Here is a 15,462-nt window from a genome sequence, read left to right as displayed (position 1 = left end):
TCCGCCGTCAGTCAGTGAAGATCGACTTCTTCTGGTTCTCGATGGACGAGGTGAGCCCGCCGATGTCCTTGGGGTTCTTGATGAACTGCTGGATCGCCGGGATGATCACCGTGGAGGCGAAGTCCGGCCGGGTGTCCCGGTCGAGGAACTGGGCGATCTCGGTGGCGGAGCCCACCAGCTCGGCGGCCTTCTTCTGCAACGCCGTGTAGCCGCTGACGTCCGCGCCGGTGTTGGCGACGAGCGTGGCCGGGTCGTTCTTGACGGTGATGTCCGCGGGGTCCTTGCTGCCGAGGTACTCCAGCAGCTTGCGGGCGTTGTCCTCGTTCTTGGGCTTGCGGGCCATCATGTAGCCGTCGATCGGGGCGTCCAGCGCCTTGGCGCCGATCGACGGGTCGATCTCCGGGAAGGTGAAGAAGTCGAGGTCGTCCTGCTCCTCGTTGCTGAACTGCTGACCGACGAAGAGGCCGAGCAGGTACATGCCGCTCTTCTTCTGCTGCAACGACTGCGCGGCCTCCTGCCAGGTGCGGCCGAGGCTGTCAGGCTGGTGCAGGGGGAGCAGGCCGGCCCAGGTGTCGAAGACCTTCTTGACCTTGTCGGAGGTCCAGGCTTCCTTGCCGGCCATCAGGTCGATGTGGAACTGGTAGCCGTTGATGCGCAGGTTGAGGATGTCGAAGGTGCCCATCGCCGGCCAGCCGTCCTTGTCGGCGAAGGCGATCGGGGTCAGGCCGTCGCCCTTCATCCGCGCGCCGAGTGCGGTGAACTGGTCGAGGGTCGTGGGCACCTCGTAGCCGTACTGCTTCCAGACCGACTTGCGGTAGAAGACAGCCCACGGGTAGTACGTCGCCGGGACGAAGTACTGCTTGCCGTCGTCCCCTGTGGACGCCTTCTTGAAGGCGTCGGAATAGCCGGAGAGCTTGCCCCACACGTCGCTGATGTCACCGGCCAGGCCCTTGGAGGCGAAGAAGCGCATCCGGTAGCCGGCGAACCAGGTGAACACGTCGTCCGGCTTGCCCTGGAGGTAGTTGTTGATGTTCTCCTGGAACGTGTTGTGGTCGACAGTGTTGACAGCGACCTGGACGCCGGACGAGGTCTTGAACCCGTCGGCGATCTTCGCGACCACGTCCTTGGGCTTCGGGTCGGACTGGTTCGAGCCGAGTGACACGTCCTTGCTGGACCCACCGGAGCCGGAGTCGTCGCCGCAGCCGGCGAGCAGACCGGTGCCGAGCAGCGCGCCGGTGCCGGCCGCACCGGCCAGCAGCGAGCGTCGGTTGATGCCGGCGACGGAGGGCGGTACGAGCCGAGCTAGGTACTCGGCCTGGGATCGGGGACGGGACATCTGTGCCTCCTGCGGATGAAGAGGTGCTGCGCTCAAGGGCCGTCAGGTGGAGAACGGGGCCGGCCTCGTGAAATACACATCGGGATCCACCGAGAATCCACATTGGCGAACACGAACGACCAGTGGGGCCTCAAGCTACCTCTCCGTCAGGCGCTGTCAAGGGGGCAGTTCACCTTCGATAACCCAGTTGTAATGCGGCCGTTACGTGGTAAACGTTGGAAAGGAAATCGATGTTGGAACCTGTTGACTTCCGTGGGTTCCCCGGTGCACCCTCACCTGTCATGCGGCGATGGCACGGTGACGGCATCTATTTCGGCGGCGACTACAACCCCGAGCAGTGGCCCGAAGAGACCTGGTCCGAGGACGTCGAGCTGATGCGGCGAGCCGGCGTCAACCTGGTCTCCGTCGGCATCTTCTCCTGGGCACTTCTGGAGCCCACCCCGGGCCGGTTCGAGTTCGGCTGGCTCGACCGGGTGCTGGGCCTCCTGCACGACGGCGGGATCCAGGTCGACCTGGCCACCGCCACCGCCAGCCCACCGCCCTGGCTGGCCCGCGCGCATCCGGAGACGCTGCCCCGCCGGGCCGACGGCACCATCCTCTGGCCGGGCGGACGGCAGGCGTACTGCCCCAGCTCGCCCGTGTTCCGCGAGCGGTCACTGGAGTTGGTGCGGGCCGTCGCCGAGCGGTACGCCGAGCATCCGGCGGTGGTGATGTGGCATGTGTCCAACGAGCTGGGCTGTCACAACGTGCACTGCTACTGCGACGTCACCGCCGAGGCGTTCCGCGGCTGGCTGCGTGAGCGCTACGGCGACCTGGATCGGCTCAACGACGCCTGGGGCACCGCGTTCTGGAGCCAGCGCTACGGCGACTGGGCCGAGATCAACCCGCCGCGCAGCGCACCGACGTTCGCCAACCCCACCCAGCAGCTCGACTTCCTGCGGTTCTCCTCCGACGAGCAACGCGCCCAGCTGCGCGCCGAACGCGCGCTGCTCAAGACCCTGGTCCGGCAGCCGGTCACCACGAACTTCATGCTCGGCATGACCAAGCACATGGACTACCACTCCTGGGCCGACGACGTGGACCTCGTGTCCAACGACCACTACCTGGCCGCCGCCGACCCGCAGGCGCACGTCGGGTTGGCGTTCGCCGCCGACCACACCCGCGGGGTGGCCGGCGGCGACCCGTGGTTGCTGATGGAGCACTCCACGAGCGCTGTCAACTGGCAGCCCCGCAACGTGGCCAAGCTGCCCGGGCAGATGCGCCGCAACAGCCTCGCGCACGTCGCCCGGGGCGCCGACGGGGTGCTCTTCTTCCAGTGGCGCGCGTCGCGGGCCGGCGCGGAGAAGTTCCACTCCGCGCTCGTGCCACACGCCGGGCCGGACACCAAGGTGTTCCGCGAGGTCTGCCAGCTCGGCGCGGACCTCAAGGCCCTGGCCGAGGTACGCGGCAGCCGGGTGGACGCCGACGTGGCCATCCTGTTCGACTTCGAGGCCTGGTGGGCCGTCGAGTTGGATTCACACCCCAGCGTCGACGTCACCTACACCGATCGCCTGACCGCCCTGTACGGCGCGCTGTGGCGGGCCGGGGTGACCGCCGACATCGTCCACCCGTCGGCGGATCTCAGCGGCTACCGGCTTGTCCTGGCACCCACCCTCTACCTGGTCCGGGACGCCGACGCCGAGGCGCTGCACCGGTACGTCGAGGCAGGAGGCACCGCCGCCGTCACCTACTTCAGCGGCATCGTCGACGACAACGACCACATCCGGCTGGGCGGCTACCCGGGCGCGTTCCGGGAGCTGCTGGGCGTACGGACCGAGGAGTTCTTTCCGCTGCGCGAGGGCGAGCAGGTCCGGCTCGACGACGGCAGTACGGCCGACGTGTGGACCGAGTGGCTGCACGCCGACGGTGCCGAGGTGCTGGCGTCGTACACCGATGGGCCTCTGCCCGGCGTGCCGGCGCTGACCCGGCATCCGGTCGGCGCGGGCGCGGCCTGGTACGTCGGCACCCGGCTGGACGAGCCGGCCACCGACAGGCTTGTCGCCCGGCTGCTCGACGAGGCAGGCGTCCGTCCGGCGGTGCGGGTGCCGAGCGGGGTGGAGGTGGTACGCCGGCGCGACGGCGACCGCAGCTGGCTGTTCGCGATCAACCACACCGACAATGAGGTACGCGTCCCGGTGAGCGGCACCGAGCTGCTGACCGGGGCACTGTGTGCCGGTGAGCTGACGGTGCCGGCCGGCGAGGTGGCGGTCATCCGGGAAGATCGAGCCGACGAACCGGCCTGATCCGACCACACCCACGGCGCGAAGGAGGTTCCCCGGATGCTCGCCCAGCAGCGGCAGACCGCCATCCTCGATCTGATCCGTCAGCGCGGCGGTGTACGGGTGAGCCAACTGGTCAGCCGGTTCGGCGTGTCCGACATGACGATCCGGCGTGACCTCGAGGTGCTCGCCGAGCGTGGCCTTGTCGACAAGGTGCACGGCGGTGCGACGCTCGCCGGGCCGGGTTCGGCCGAGGAGCCCGGCTTCGCCGCGAAGTCGATCCGCCAGCAGGCCGAGAAGCGGGCCATCGCCGAGCGGGCGGCGAGGATGGTGGAGCCGGGAATGGCCATCGCGCTGTCCGCGGGCACCACCACCGCCGCGCTTGCCACGCTGATCTCCGACGTCCGCGGGCTGACGGTGGTGACGAACTCGATCCCGGTGGCCGACGCGCTCTACCAGAACCCGCGCGCCGACCAGACAGTGGTGTTGACCGGCGGCATCCGCACCCCGTCGGACGCGTTGACCGGGCCGGTGGCCGAAGCGGCGATAAGCGCGCTCAACGTGGACCTGCTCTTCCTGGGGGTGCACGGGCTCAGCCCGCGTACCGGCTTCACCACGCCGAATCTGCTGGAGGCCGGCGTCAACAGGTGCCTCATCGGCGCCGCCCGCCGCTTGGTGGTGCTCGCCGACCACACGAAGTGGGAGACCATCGGCATCGCCACGATCGCCCCGCTGGAGGCAGCCGACGTGCTGATAACCGACGTAGGGCTGCCGCCCGAAGCCCGCACGACGATAGCCGATCAGGTAGGCGAGCTGGTAATCGTCGAGCCTGCCTGATCCCTCCGTCGATCATGTAGTTGTGGTGGGTGACTTGCCCCGGTTGGCGACTTTCGTCCGGCACCACAACTCCATGATCGACTGGCGTGGGACGCCGCGCGTGCTCACAGCCACCTCACAGCGCATCTGGATAAGGTGCGCATCGAGTAAACGTCCGGCTCCAATCTGGAGCGGTCGCCCGTCGCACAGGAGTTCCGATGGTCTTCAAGAAGATGTTGAGCGCGTTCGGCGTCGGCGGTCCCAGCGTGGACACCGTGCTGACCAACCCCAACACCCGCCCCGGTCTGACCCTCGACGGACACGTCAACCTCGTCGGCGGCGACGCTCCGGCGGCCATCGAGCAGGTCGTCATCGGTCTGGTGACACGGGTCGAGGTCGAAGGGCACGACGCGGAGTACTCGGGCACGCTGGAGTTCCACCGCATGGTCGTCAGCGGCCCGCTCCAGCTCGCGCCCAAGCAGCAGCTCTCCATCCCGTTCCAGCTGCCGGTGCCGTGGGAAACCCCGATCACCGACGTGTACGGCCAGCGCCTGCACGGCATGACGATGGGCCTGCGCACCGAGCTGGCCATCGCCCGCGCCGTCGACAAGAGCGACCTGGACCAGGTGGCGGTGCACCCGCTGCCGGTGCACGAGCGGATCCTGGAGGCGTTCCAGCGCCTCGGCTTCCAGTTCAAGCACGCCGACCTTGAGCGCGGCCACATCCGGGGTGTGCAGCAGACGCTGCCGTTCTACCAGGAGATCGAGTTCTTCGCCGCGCCGCAGTACGCCAGCACGATCAGGGAGGCCGAGCTGACCTTCGTGACCAGTCCGCACGGCGTCGAGGTGATCCTTGAGTGCGACAAGCGCGGCGGCTTCCTCAGCGCCGGGCACGACGCGTTCGGCCGCTACCAGGTGTCGCACGCCGACGCCGACAAGGTCGACTGGGCGCAGGTCGTCGACGGCTGGTTGCGCGAGACCACCTCCCGCTACGGCAGCCTGCGCGCCCAGGGGTACGGGCCCCAGGGGTACGGGGCGGGCAAGAGCCACGGGCACGGCCACGGCAGGGGAGTCGGCATGGGCGGCATGGTGGCCGGTGCGGCGCTCGGCGTCGCCGGCGGCATGATCGCCGGCGAGATGATCGGTGACGCCTTCGAGGGCGACGCCGGTGAGGACTTCGGCGGGGACTTCGGCGGGTTCGAAGAGTAGGCGTCCAGATACGACAGTGGCCTCCGGGAGAATCTCCCGGAGGCCACTGCCTTTTTCACGTCTGTTGACCCACGTCAGCGCTTGTTGCGCTCCCGGCCGGACCGGCGCGCCGAGCCCGCCTTCGACAGGCCACGGCTGACCAGGTAACCACCGGTCAGGATGGTCAGGAACCACCACGCCTGGTTCGGGTTGTTGATGTTCAACCCGTTGGCGGTGGTGCCCTTCCAGAACGCCGAGATCACCACCAGCGCGACTGCGGCAGCGTAGACCCAGAATTCCGTCGTCAGGAACGCCTGCTTGGTTTCCGTACCTGGCGACGGCATCTGTTCCCGGTGCCCGTCGTGCATGGCCGGCATCTGCTGCGTCGGCGTGTTCCGCATCGACGCGGGGTTCTGCGGGTCGTTCATGGGCCGGTTCATCGGCCTGGTGGAAGCAGCCTGCGTGCTCATCTGGTCCTCCTCAGGATGCGATGAGTCGTACCTGCGTTCCCTCGCCCCGCTACCGCGTGTCGGCCACGGCACGGTTCGCGTTCACGGCGGGGACACCCCCCGACTACCCGAGGCCAGTGAGCAGGTAACCCGACCGCCGGCCGGAAATATCCCAGCCGGCGGTCGGGTCGGGGCCTCAGCGCAGGCCGTTGCGGATCGCGACGCTCACCAACAGATCCGGGTCGTCGGTGACGATGCCGTCCACTCCCAGGTCGATGACCCGCTGCATGACCGTCGCGTCGTCGACGGTGTACGGGATCACCTTCAGGTCGTACCGCGCCTGGAGGGTGCGCACGTCCGGTCCGGTGAACCGGGGTGGACGACCTCCGGGCCACCGGCGCGGGTTTGCCGGGCCGGTGGCCGGGCACGCAGTCGGTTCCACAGCTTCTGTGAGGTGATGACGTGCGTGAGGACGACATGCGACAGGAAGCCGCCCGCCAGGCCGAGGACCGGATCGCCGGCGGCGTGTACGGCAAGGGCGCCATCGACGAGGTGACGTTGCCCCGTACCGACGTGGAGCGGGTGATCCAGGAGGTCGACCCGTACGACCCGGCGCACCAGCCGATCGACCCGACGGTGCTGCGCGACGGTGGCCCCACCCGGGGTCAGGGCGCGATCACCACTACCGGCGGAACGGCAGGACCGGCGAGCGTGCGCCGAGTGGCGCGCCAACCGGAGCGCCACCCGGGCAAGGTTGCGCCGACCACGACGGGTGATGCCACCACCGGCGGCCTGAGCACCCCGATGGGCGGTAACACAAGCGACCAGTCCACATCAGCGACCGGCCCAGCCAAGCCCACAAACGACTAGCCACCCACCCACCCCTTAGGCGTTGATCATGAGGTTGGCGTGGCTGTGGAAGATCACAGTCCACGTCAACCTCATGATCGACCGGGGAGGGCGGGGGCGGGAGGGTTACGGAGTGGTGCGGAGAATGCCCAGGCGTTGGGTGGCTCGGGTTAGCGCCACGTAGAGGTCGCTGCGGCCGCGTGGTGACTCGGCGACCATCAGGTCCGGGTCGACCACAAGCACCGAGTCGAATTCGAGGCCCTTGGCCTGCGCGACGGTCAGTACGACCACCCGGCTCTCCAGCTCGGGGTGCTCGCCGACTGCGGCCTCGGGCAGCGCTGCGGTCAGCGCGGCGCCGAGCGTGGCGACCCGGCTGGCCGGCACGATCACGCCGAGTCGGCCCTCGGCCAGGTCGAGGGCCTCGCGGGTGGCTACCCGCACCAGCTCCGCCGGCAACTGCTCGTCGGGCACAGCCCGGTCCCACGGCGGTACGCCGCTCTCCCGCACCGAGCGCGGCGGCCGCAACTCGGGGTCGATCTCGGCGAGGACCTCCGCGGCGACCGCCATGATCTCGGCGGGCGTCCGGTAGCTCACTGTCAGCTCGGTGAGCCGCCACCGCTGCGCCACGTACGGGGCGAGGGCCTCGGCCCACGACGGTGTGCCGCTCAGTGCCCCCGTCTGCGCCACGTCCCCGACGATCGTCATTGACCGGCTCGGGCAGCGGCGCATCAGCAGACGCCACGCCATGGGGGACAGCTCCTGCGCCTCGTCCACGATCACGTGCCCGAACGCCCACTTCCGGTCGGCCGCGGCGCGCTGCGCGGTGGTCAGCCGGTCGGCCTCCTCCTGCCGTTCCAACAGCCGGTCGGCGTCGATCAGGTCGGTCACACCGAGGATCTCGCCGCCCTCGGCCTCGTCCTCGACGTCGATCGAGCGGGAGCCCCGGGCGATCTCCAGCACACCCTCGGCGTACTCCCGTTCCATCCGGCGGATGCGATCCCGGCGGGCGGCGGCGGCCCGCTCGTCCTCGCCGAGCAGTTCGGCGGCCTCGTCCAGCAGCGGCACGTCCGCCGGCGTCCAGCCACCCGGCTCGCGGTGCAGCAGCGCCCGCTCGTCGTCGGTGAGCATCGGCGCGGCGGCGGCGATCCGGGAGGGGTCGGCGTACAGGTCGGCGAGCAGGCGCTGTGGGGTGAGCACCGGCCAGAGCTGGTCCAGGGTGGCGCGGATCTCGGGCTCGTCGCGCAACTCCCTGCGGATCTCGGCACGGTCGGCCTCGTCGAGCAAGTTGTCCCCGCCCAGCGGGTCGGCGCCGATCCGTTCGGCCACCTGGTCGGCGAGGGCGTGCACGATCTCCACGTCGAAGAGCGCCCGCGCCAGGTTGTGCGGGCGGTCGGCGCGGCGGACCCGGTCCCGGGCGGCCCGGACGGTCTCCGGGTCGAGGGTCAGCGCCTCCCGCTCCACCTCGATCTCCAGCGGCTCTTCCGGCACCCACTGCCGGTCCCGTACCGCGAGCGCCAGCACCTCGGCCAGCACGGCCCGGCCCTTGAGCGCCGCCGTCTCGGCCGGCTCCGTCCGTTGCGCGCTCACCCCGGGGAAAAGATCACCCTGGGTACGCAGCAGCACGCCCGTCTCGGCAAGCGTCGGCAGCACCTGGGAGATGTAGCGCAGGAAGGTCGCGTTCGGGCCGACAAGCAGCACGCCCCGGCTGGACAGCTCCCGGCGGTGTGTGTAGAGCAGGTACGCCGCCCGGTGCAGCGCGACAGCCGTCTTGCCGGTGCCCGGGCCGCCCTGGACCACCATCACCCCGGGCAGGTCGGCGCGGATGATGGTGTCCTGCTCGGCCTGGATGGTCTCCACGATGTCGCGCATCCGGCCGGTACGGCCGGCGTTCAACGCGGCGAGCAGCGACGCCTCGCCCGTCAACTCCTCGTGCGCGCCGGGGGAGGCGCTGTCGATGTCGAGCACCTCGTCGTTGAGCCCGGTCACCTTGCGCTGCCGCGTGCGTAGGTGCCGACGCCTGCGGACGCCCTGCGGGTTGGCGGCGGTGGCGAGGTAGAACGCGCGGGCGGCGGGGGCACGCCAGTCCATCAGCAGCGGGTCGTAGTCACCGCTGGTGTCGAAGATCCCAATCCGGCCGATGTAGCGGCGGGAATCGTCGTCGCCGTCGAGCCGGCCGAAACAGAGACCATTCTCCACTGCCGAGAACTGCTCGACCTGGTCGGCGTACATAGCTACCGAGCTGTCGCGCTGGGAACGGTCCTGGAGGGTGCCGCCGGTGCTGCGCAGCGCGTCGGTGAGCCGGTGGGCGGCCTGCTCACGCAGCCCGTCCAGCCGGTCGTAGAGCATCGAGACGTACTCCTGCTCGCGGCCGATCTCGTCGTCGAGCGACAATTCACCGGTACCACCGGAGTGCCTTGACAAGCCGTCTCCCCAAAGATTAGAATGTCGTGCAAGAACGGCTTTCTGAGTCGTTCTTTTTTAGTGCCTTCCGAATTGTTGAAGATAGCGCGTTCGGTAGGCACCCACCAAGCCCGACGGGCCGGTATCACCCGCACAACGAGGCGCCGGGCCGACCGTGAGGTCGACCCGGCGCGAGCACACCGCTGACGTCAGCCGCGGGCGACCTGGTACAGCCGCTCCGGCGTGACCGCTCCGGCGAGCACCCGCCCGTCGTCGGTGAGCAGCACACTGAACAACTTGCTCGTCAACAGCCGACCGCTGCCCCAGTCGCCGCTGACCGCAGTCAGGCCGCCGAGCAACTTCGACATGTCCGGCGCGTCGGCGGCCGGCGGTACGGCGGGCTTCGACGCCGGCGATCCGGGCTTGGCGCCAGCCGCCCCGTCCAGCCGGGTGACAAGCACTGTGGCCCAGCCGGAGCCCTCGGCGCGTACCTGCGGGTCACCGGCCGGCTGTGCGTGTTCGGGCCGACCGGCGGCAGGCAGCTTGCCGTTCTCCTCCGTGACTGTCACCCCGGGCGGTGGGTTGAAGGTGAACTGGTCGACGTCGGGTTGCCGGTAGTCGACCTGTGTGAAGGCCACCTCGAACGCCGGCTGGTCGCTGCCCTTGGCGAGCACCTCGAAGCGCAGGGGCACGTGCTGCTTGGCGTCGATGGCGATCCGCAACTGGTGCACGAGCGAGTCGCGGTCGCGCGGCTGGAGCACCAACTCGTAGGCGTCCCGCCCGGCGACGGTGGCCGAGCGGCCCACGCTCACCTCGGTGCTCGGGTCGATCGCGCCAAGCGCCAGGTCCGCGGCCTGCTGCGGCGTGGCCGGCATGCTCGGCCGGGCGTCGAGCGCCGGCTTTCCGGCGGTCGCGGCCTCGCCGAGAGTACGGTGGCGCGCGGTGTTGCCGCGGCTCTCCCAGGTCCACAGGTCCCGCCCGTTGCGGATGACGTCCCGTTCGCCGAGGGTGTCCAGCAGGGCGATCCGCTGCCGCTCCGGCCCGGAATACCAGACCCGCAGGGTGTGCGTGCCGGTCAGCAGGGTGGTCAGGTCGTTGCCGGGGATCAGCCCGGCCAGCGGCGGCAGACCGAGGTCGGCGCGCTGCACGACAGTGCCGGACAACCCTTCGAGGCGGGACTCCTGCAGGTCGACAAGGAGTTGAGCGGCGGTACGCGGTGGCAGGCTCGGCTCGGCCTCGGCGGCGAACGTGCCGATGGCCGCGCCACCGCCGATGACGGCGACAGCGGCGGTCGCCGGGACCAGCCAACGCAGGACGGGACGGCTTCTCAGGACGGACATGGTGGGCACCTCCTGCGTACCATCCTGCCCGCTGGCCCCTGTGAACGCGCTGAGGACGCCCGCATTGACCCAGGTGGCACCCTTGAGCGGTGCGACTGTTGGTGGTGGAGGACGAGGCCCGGCTGGCGAGTGCCCTGCAACGGGGTCTCCAGGCGGAGGGGTTCGCGGTCGACGTGGCCGCTACCGGCCCGGCCGGCCTGGACGCCGCCCGGCACGGCGGGTACGACGCGATGATCCTCGACGTGATGCTGCCCGGGCTCTCCGGCTACGAACTGGTCCGTCGGCTGCGCGCCGAGCAGCACTGGCTGCCGGTGCTCATGCTCTCCGCCAAGGACGGCGAGTACGACCAGGCCGACGGGCTGGACTGCGGCGCCGACGACTACCTCACCAAGCCCTTCTCGTACGTGGTGCTGCTGGCTCGCCTGCGGGCGCTGCTGCGCCGGGGCGCGCCGGAGCGCCCGACGGTGCTGACGGTCGGCGACCTGCGACTGGACCCGGCCCGACGCCGGGTCACGCGTGCCGACGCCGAGGTGACGTTGACGGCGCGGGAGTTCGCGCTGCTGGACTACCTGATGCGCCGACCCGGTCAGGTCGTGTCCAAGATCGAGCTGCTGGATCACGTCTGGGACGCCAGCCTGGAGACAGCGCCGAACGTCGTCGAGGTGTACGTCGGCTACCTGCGCCGCAAGCTCGGCCGCGACCGGCTGGAGACGGTCCGGGGCGCCGGCTACCGGCTGGCGACGTGACCCGCGCCGACCCGCCGGGCGCCGGTCGGCTCCGGGGCGGACGGCTGCCGGCGTTGGGCCTGCGGGGACGGCTTCTGGCGCTCGGGGTGTTCGGCCTCACCGTCGCGCTGGCCCTCGGCGGGGTCGTGCTGCTCGGCACGCTCGGGTACGTGCTCCAGCGGACCGTGGACACCGAGGCGTTCCGGACCGCCGACGCGGTCGCCCTGCTCGCCGCCGAGGACGCGCTGCCCGACCCGCTGCCGGTGGCCGGTGGTCAGGTCCGCGTCCAGGTGATCGACGCTCAGGGACGCATCCGGGCCGCCTCGATTGACGCGGACCGGCTCGTTCCGATGGTCCGCCCGGAACGACTGGACACCGGCCGCAGACAGCGGCTGGAGGCGCCCGCCGAGCGGGTCGGTCTCGTCGGCCCGGTGCGGGTGGTGGCCGTACCCGCAGGAACCGCGGCCGACCCGCTCACCGTGCTGGTGGCCCGGTCGATGGCCGACGTGCGGCACAGCACGCACGTGGTGCGGACCATCCTGCTGGTGGCGTTTCCGCTGCTGGTGGCCGCGCTGGCCGCCGTGGCGTGGCGGGTGGTCGGCGCGACCCTGCGGCCCGTGGAGGCGCTCCGTCGAGGCGCCGAGGAGATCACCGGGCGGGCCGGTGCCGGACGTCTGCCGGTGCCCGCGTCAGCCGACGAGATCCACCGACTGGCGGTCACCCTCAACGGCATGCTGGACCGCCTGGAGACTGCCCGGGACCGGCAGCGGGCGTTCGTCTCCGACGCGGCGCACGAGCTGCGCAGCCCGCTCACCAACATCCGTACGGAGCTGGAGGTGGCGCAGCGACTCGCCGACCGTACGGACTGGACGGCGGTGACGGCCAACCTGCTCGCCGACACCGAGCGGCTGAGCCGGCTGGTCGACGACCTGCTGCTGCTGGCCCGCCTGGACGAGACGCCGGTGGCCCGGCTGACCGGCCCTGTGGAACTGGGCGCGCTGCTGAGCGAGGTGGCCGCCCGCTATCCGTCGCCGCCGGTGCGGGTCGTGCCTTATCCCGGCCCGCTGTGGACGGTCGGGAACGCCGACGAGCTGCGCCGCGTCCTGGCCAACCTTGTCGACAACGCGGTCCGGCACGCGCACGAAAGCGTCGTGCTCGCTGCCGAGCCGAGCCACGATGGGGCGTACCACCTGGTGACGGTGACCGACGACGGCCCGGGGATCCCGGCGGCGGACCGGGATCGGGTCTTCGACCGGTTCACCAGGCTGGACGACGGGAGGGGCCGCGACGACGGCGGCGCCGGCCTGGGCCTGGCCATCGTGCGGGAACTGGTCCGCCGCGCCGGCGGCACCATCACCCTGACCACAGCCACAGCCACAGCAACCGACAACGCCGCCACCACCGACAGCACCGCCGCCGACAGCATCGTCGGCGCGAACGTCGCTGCCGATCGGCGTGCCAGCGCCCACGGCAAGGCTCTCGCTGGTGCTGGTGCTGGTGTCCGACCGGGGCTGCAGGTGCGTCTGCTACTACCGGTGCCGCCGACAGACGGCACCGAGGACGACCCGGGACGAACTATCACGGAACGTAACGAACGGCGATAGGCGCCACAAAGGTGTTCGCGCTCTTTGCTCTGCTTCAACCGACGCAACAGCCACGGATTGTCACCGCCGTGGGTGGTGACTCGTCGGTGGCGAGGGCTAGTCAGCGGCGGTTGGTGCAGACCTGGTCGGCGGGCGCGACGGAGTCGGTGGACCAGACGACCGCCACGGTGAAGCAGTAGTCGTTGGCGCGATTCAACGCGTAGACGATGTAGGTGTCGGCACCGGCCGGCAGCGTGGCGATGGCCGTCTTGTCCTGCCCCGCCCGCCCGGCAGAGATGATCACTGGCCCTTCGCCGCCGGCCGGGTACGTCCAGCGCAAGGTGATGTTGTCTCGGTTGTCGCGCAGAGTCACCGAGCCCGGTGGGGTCCCGGGCGCGGCCGCTGGCGGTGGGGTGCTGGCGGGCGCGCCGCCGCCCGGCGCCGCGCCGCTGGTGTCCGGTGCCCCAGGGCTCGTCGGGCCCGCGCTGGGCGCGCCGGTGGCCGGTGCTGGCGGCTTGTCGTCCCCGTCGCCGACCCGGGCCACGCCGGCGATCACCGCCGTCGTGCCCAGCAGCACCACGACCACGCCCGCCACCAGCACCGGAACGAGCCGGTTGCGCGGCGGCGGCGGCGGTGCCCGATGCACGGGCACCGGCAATAGACGTGACGGCGTGTAGGGCTCCGGCGGCGTGTACGGGTCGCCCGGTGTGTACGGCTCCGATGGCTGGAACGGCTGGTACGACTCGGACGGCGGTTCACCCGCCCTGGACGGCGCGGACGGTGGGTTCGCGTCGGCCGGCCGGCCCGGCTGGTGCAGCCGGTAGACGCCGGAGGCCTCCTCGGTGCTGCTGCCGGTGAAGCCGACCACGGAGGGCGGGACCGGCGTGTCCGTCGAGTGGGGCGTGGGCTCGTCTGCCTGCTCTGGTGGCCAGCGGAGGCCAGCCGATCCGCCGCGTTCGTCGGCGGGGACCCGGGGGTTCGGCACCGCACTGGCGCCGGCTGCAACCCCGTGAGCAGGGGCGAAACTGCCGCCTTCCGTGAACCCTTGGCCTCGCGTGAACCCGTGGCCGTCCGTGAAGCCCTCGTCGTCCGTGGAGCCCTCGTCGCTCCTGAAGCCTTGACTGTCGGCGAACGTCACGTCGGCCGGGTCGTTATCGGCTTCGGCAGGGCCGTCCGGCGCCGGCTTGGCGGATTGCGGCGGGGACGTCGACGGGTGGTAGCCGGACTCGACCGGGTGGTCGTGCGGTGGGTTACGGGCGGCCGGCACCAGCGGGGCATCCCGGCCGGCAGGTGCGTCGTCGGCGCAGACGTGGTCGGGGTTGGCCGCCGCCCGGGCCAGGGCCGCGACCTGCTGGGCAAGCGGATCGTCGGCGGGCAGGTGCTGCCGGGACAACTCCCTGGCCAACGCCAGGTTGTCGTGCGCCTCGGTGAACTGGCCGCAGTCGCGCTGCATGGCGCCGAGCCGGGCCAGCATCTTGATGCCGCTGGGGTGCCCGTCGCCGTACACCTCGCGGTGCAGCTCCCAGGCGTCCTGGAGTCGGTCGCGGGCCACCGTGCACTGGCCCCGGGCGTACTCGACGGTGGCCAGGTCGGCGTGCGCGGCGAGCACCCGCAGGGACTCCGGCCCGTCCTGGGCGGTCAGCTCGATGATGACTTCCTGGTAGAGCCGAGCGGCGCGGGAGTGGCTGCCGACCCGGTGCAGCACCGCCGCCAGGGTGGCCGCGGCGGCCACCGTACGCGGGTCGGAGCGGCCGTGCAGCCGGGTGCTGGCGGCGTACGTGAAGGCGGCCCACCCCCGCGCGGAGTGCGGCTCGCCGAGGGCGACGAGCACCCGCGCCTGGAGGCTTGCCGCCTCGGCCAACTCGGGGGTGGCGTTGGCGGGGCGGGGGTCGGCGTCGGTGAGCGCGTCGGCGAGCAGCCGCTGCGCACCGGCGAGGTCGCCAGCGGACACGAGGTGCTGCGCCTGATCAGTCAGTTCGCCGAAGCCGGAGGGCACGCCCCATCGTGCTCATTCGACGACGTTAAGTACAAGTCCCGCGCCGGTGTCGATCGGTCAGGATCTTGTCAGGTGCTCGGCCAGTGTCTCGCTGATCCGGCGAAGCTGGTCGACCTGGGCCGGGCTCAGCGCGTCGAACAGGTGGCGGCGTACCCCCTCGACGTGGCCGGGTGCGGCGGCGCTGAGGGTGGCGAAACCGGCGTCGGTGAGCAGGGCGATCTGCCCGCGCCGGTCGGTGGGGCACTCCTCGCGGCGCACCCAGCCGGCCGCCTCCAGCCGGGCCACCGCGTGCGAGAGCCGGCTGCGCGACGACCCGGTCAGCTCGGCCAGCTCGCTCATCCGCAACTGGTGCCCGGACGCCTCGGAGAGCCGGACCAGGATCTCGTAGTACGCGTGCGGCATCCCCGCGTCGTGTTGCAGCTCGCGGTCGAGCGTGTCCATCAGCGCCCGGGAGGCGGTGAGGAACGCCCGCCATGTGCGCTGCTCGTCAGGGTCCAACCAGCGGGTCATGACCACCATCATA

Annotated in this window: 12 protein-coding genes and 1 pseudogene; 6 read left to right on the top strand and 7 right to left on the bottom strand. The window is 70.9% G+C overall.

The annotated features are described in order from the left end of the window. Window positions 1-7 precede the first annotated feature (7 nt). Entirely contained in the window at window positions 8-1,336 is a 1,329-nt protein-coding gene (locus F4558_RS18305; protein ID WP_167945250.1) for an ABC transporter substrate-binding protein, read from the bottom strand. Window positions 1,337-1,617: 281 nt separating this feature from the next. Here F4558_RS18305 and F4558_RS18300 point away from each other — a divergent pair, with 281 nt between their 5' ends. The 3 genes from F4558_RS18300 to F4558_RS18290 all read left to right on the top strand — a co-directional run bounded on the left by F4558_RS18300 (window position 1,618) and on the right by F4558_RS18290 (window position 5,618). Then, complete coding sequence (locus F4558_RS18300) at window positions 1,618-3,618, top strand: beta-galactosidase (protein WP_167945248.1); 2,001 nt, start codon at window positions 1,618-1,620, stop codon at window positions 3,616-3,618. A gap of 36 nt (window positions 3,619-3,654) precedes the next feature. Beyond that, a complete protein-coding gene (locus F4558_RS18295; RefSeq protein WP_053653586.1) occupies window positions 3,655-4,431 on the top strand; it encodes a DeoR/GlpR family DNA-binding transcription regulator in 777 nt (258 codons plus the stop codon). 197 nt (window positions 4,432-4,628) lie between these two features. Further along, window positions 4,629-5,618 carry a sporulation protein gene (locus F4558_RS18290; protein WP_167945246.1) on the top strand — a complete coding sequence of 330 codons (990 nt, stop codon included), beginning with the start codon at window positions 4,629-4,631 and terminating at the stop codon, window positions 5,616-5,618. 74 nt (window positions 5,619-5,692) lie between these two features. Here F4558_RS18290 and F4558_RS18285 read toward each other — a convergent pair whose 3' ends face one another. Together F4558_RS18285 and F4558_RS31305 are read right to left on the bottom strand one after the other, a co-directional pair. Further along, on the bottom strand, window positions 5,693-6,025 hold the full coding sequence (locus tag F4558_RS18285; protein WP_369814772.1) for a hypothetical protein: 333 nt from the start codon (window positions 6,023-6,025) through the stop codon (window positions 5,693-5,695). Window positions 6,026-6,242: 217 nt separating this feature from the next. After that, window positions 6,243-6,401, bottom strand: coding sequence for a glycerophosphodiester phosphodiesterase family protein (locus tag F4558_RS31305; RefSeq protein ID WP_306272368.1), 159 nt, complete (start codon window positions 6,399-6,401; stop codon window positions 6,243-6,245). Between the two features lie 107 nt (window positions 6,402-6,508). On the opposite strand from F4558_RS31305, the gene F4558_RS18275 reads away from it, so the two are divergent. Continuing rightward, window positions 6,509-6,916 (top strand): hypothetical protein, encoded by a 408-nt coding sequence (locus F4558_RS18275; RefSeq protein WP_053653592.1) that lies wholly within the window; start codon window positions 6,509-6,511, stop codon window positions 6,914-6,916. Window positions 6,917-7,021: 105 nt separating this feature from the next. Here F4558_RS18275 and F4558_RS18270 read toward each other — a convergent pair whose 3' ends face one another. After that, entirely contained in the window at window positions 7,022-9,316 is a 2,295-nt protein-coding gene (locus F4558_RS18270) for a HelD family protein (protein ID WP_167945243.1), read from the bottom strand. Between the two features lie 188 nt (window positions 9,317-9,504). Further along, the gene (locus tag F4558_RS18265; protein WP_167945241.1) at window positions 9,505-10,635 is read right to left on the bottom strand and encodes a LolA family protein; all 1,131 of its coding nucleotides are present in this window, start codon (window positions 10,633-10,635) and stop codon (window positions 9,505-9,507) included. Between the two features lie 89 nt (window positions 10,636-10,724). On the opposite strand from F4558_RS18265, the gene F4558_RS18260 reads away from it, so the two are divergent. Together F4558_RS18260 and F4558_RS18255 are read left to right on the top strand one after the other, a co-directional pair. Beyond that, window positions 10,725-11,381 carry a response regulator transcription factor gene (locus tag F4558_RS18260; RefSeq protein WP_053653597.1) on the top strand — a complete coding sequence of 219 codons (657 nt, stop codon included), beginning with the start codon at window positions 10,725-10,727 and terminating at the stop codon, window positions 11,379-11,381. Further along, window positions 11,378-12,730, top strand: a pseudogene (locus F4558_RS18255) (ATP-binding protein); the annotation flags it as partial. The gene F4558_RS18260 and the pseudogene F4558_RS18255, both read left to right, overlap by 4 nt. 334 nt (window positions 12,731-13,064) lie before the next feature. Here the strand turns inward: F4558_RS18255 and F4558_RS18250 are convergent. Together F4558_RS18250 and F4558_RS18245 are read right to left on the bottom strand one after the other, a co-directional pair. Beyond that, window positions 13,065-14,939, bottom strand: a complete 1,875-nt coding sequence (locus F4558_RS18250) for a tetratricopeptide repeat protein (RefSeq protein WP_167945239.1) — start codon at window positions 14,937-14,939, stop codon at window positions 13,065-13,067. A gap of 57 nt (window positions 14,940-14,996) precedes the next feature. Further along, window positions 14,997-15,458, bottom strand: a complete 462-nt coding sequence (locus F4558_RS18245) for a MarR family winged helix-turn-helix transcriptional regulator (protein ID WP_053653683.1) — start codon at window positions 15,456-15,458, stop codon at window positions 14,997-14,999. Window positions 15,459-15,462: the final 4 nt, after the last annotated feature.

The sequence above is a fragment of the Micromonospora profundi genome (assembly GCF_011927785.1).
Classification (GTDB): Bacteria; Actinomycetota; Actinomycetes; order Mycobacteriales; family Micromonosporaceae; genus Micromonospora; species Micromonospora profundi.
This window is presented reverse-complemented; position numbering and strand designations above follow the sequence as displayed.

Bases quoted from the DNA above. Each gene is read 5' to 3' on its own strand.
- F4558_RS18300 (WP_167945248.1), top strand. From the start codon at position 1,618: ATGCGGCGATGGCACGGTGACGGCATCTATTTCGGCGGCGACTACAAC.
- F4558_RS18245 (WP_053653683.1), bottom strand. From the start codon at position 15,458: ATGGTGGTCATGACCCGCTGGTTGGACCCTGACGAGCAGCGCACATGG.
- F4558_RS18290 (WP_167945246.1), top strand. From the start codon at position 4,629: ATGGTCTTCAAGAAGATGTTGAGCGCGTTCGGCGTCGGCGGTCCCAGC.
- F4558_RS18295 (WP_053653586.1), top strand. From the start codon at position 3,655: ATGCTCGCCCAGCAGCGGCAGACCGCCATCCTCGATCTGATCCGTCAG.
- F4558_RS18305 (WP_167945250.1), bottom strand. From the start codon at position 1,336: ATGTCCCGTCCCCGATCCCAGGCCGAGTACCTAGCTCGGCTCGTACCG.
- F4558_RS18265 (WP_167945241.1), bottom strand. From the start codon at position 10,635: ATGTCCGTCCTGAGAAGCCGTCCCGTCCTGCGTTGGCTGGTCCCGGCG.
- F4558_RS18285 (WP_369814772.1), bottom strand. From the start codon at position 6,025: ATGAACGACCCGCAGAACCCCGCGTCGATGCGGAACACGCCGACGCAG.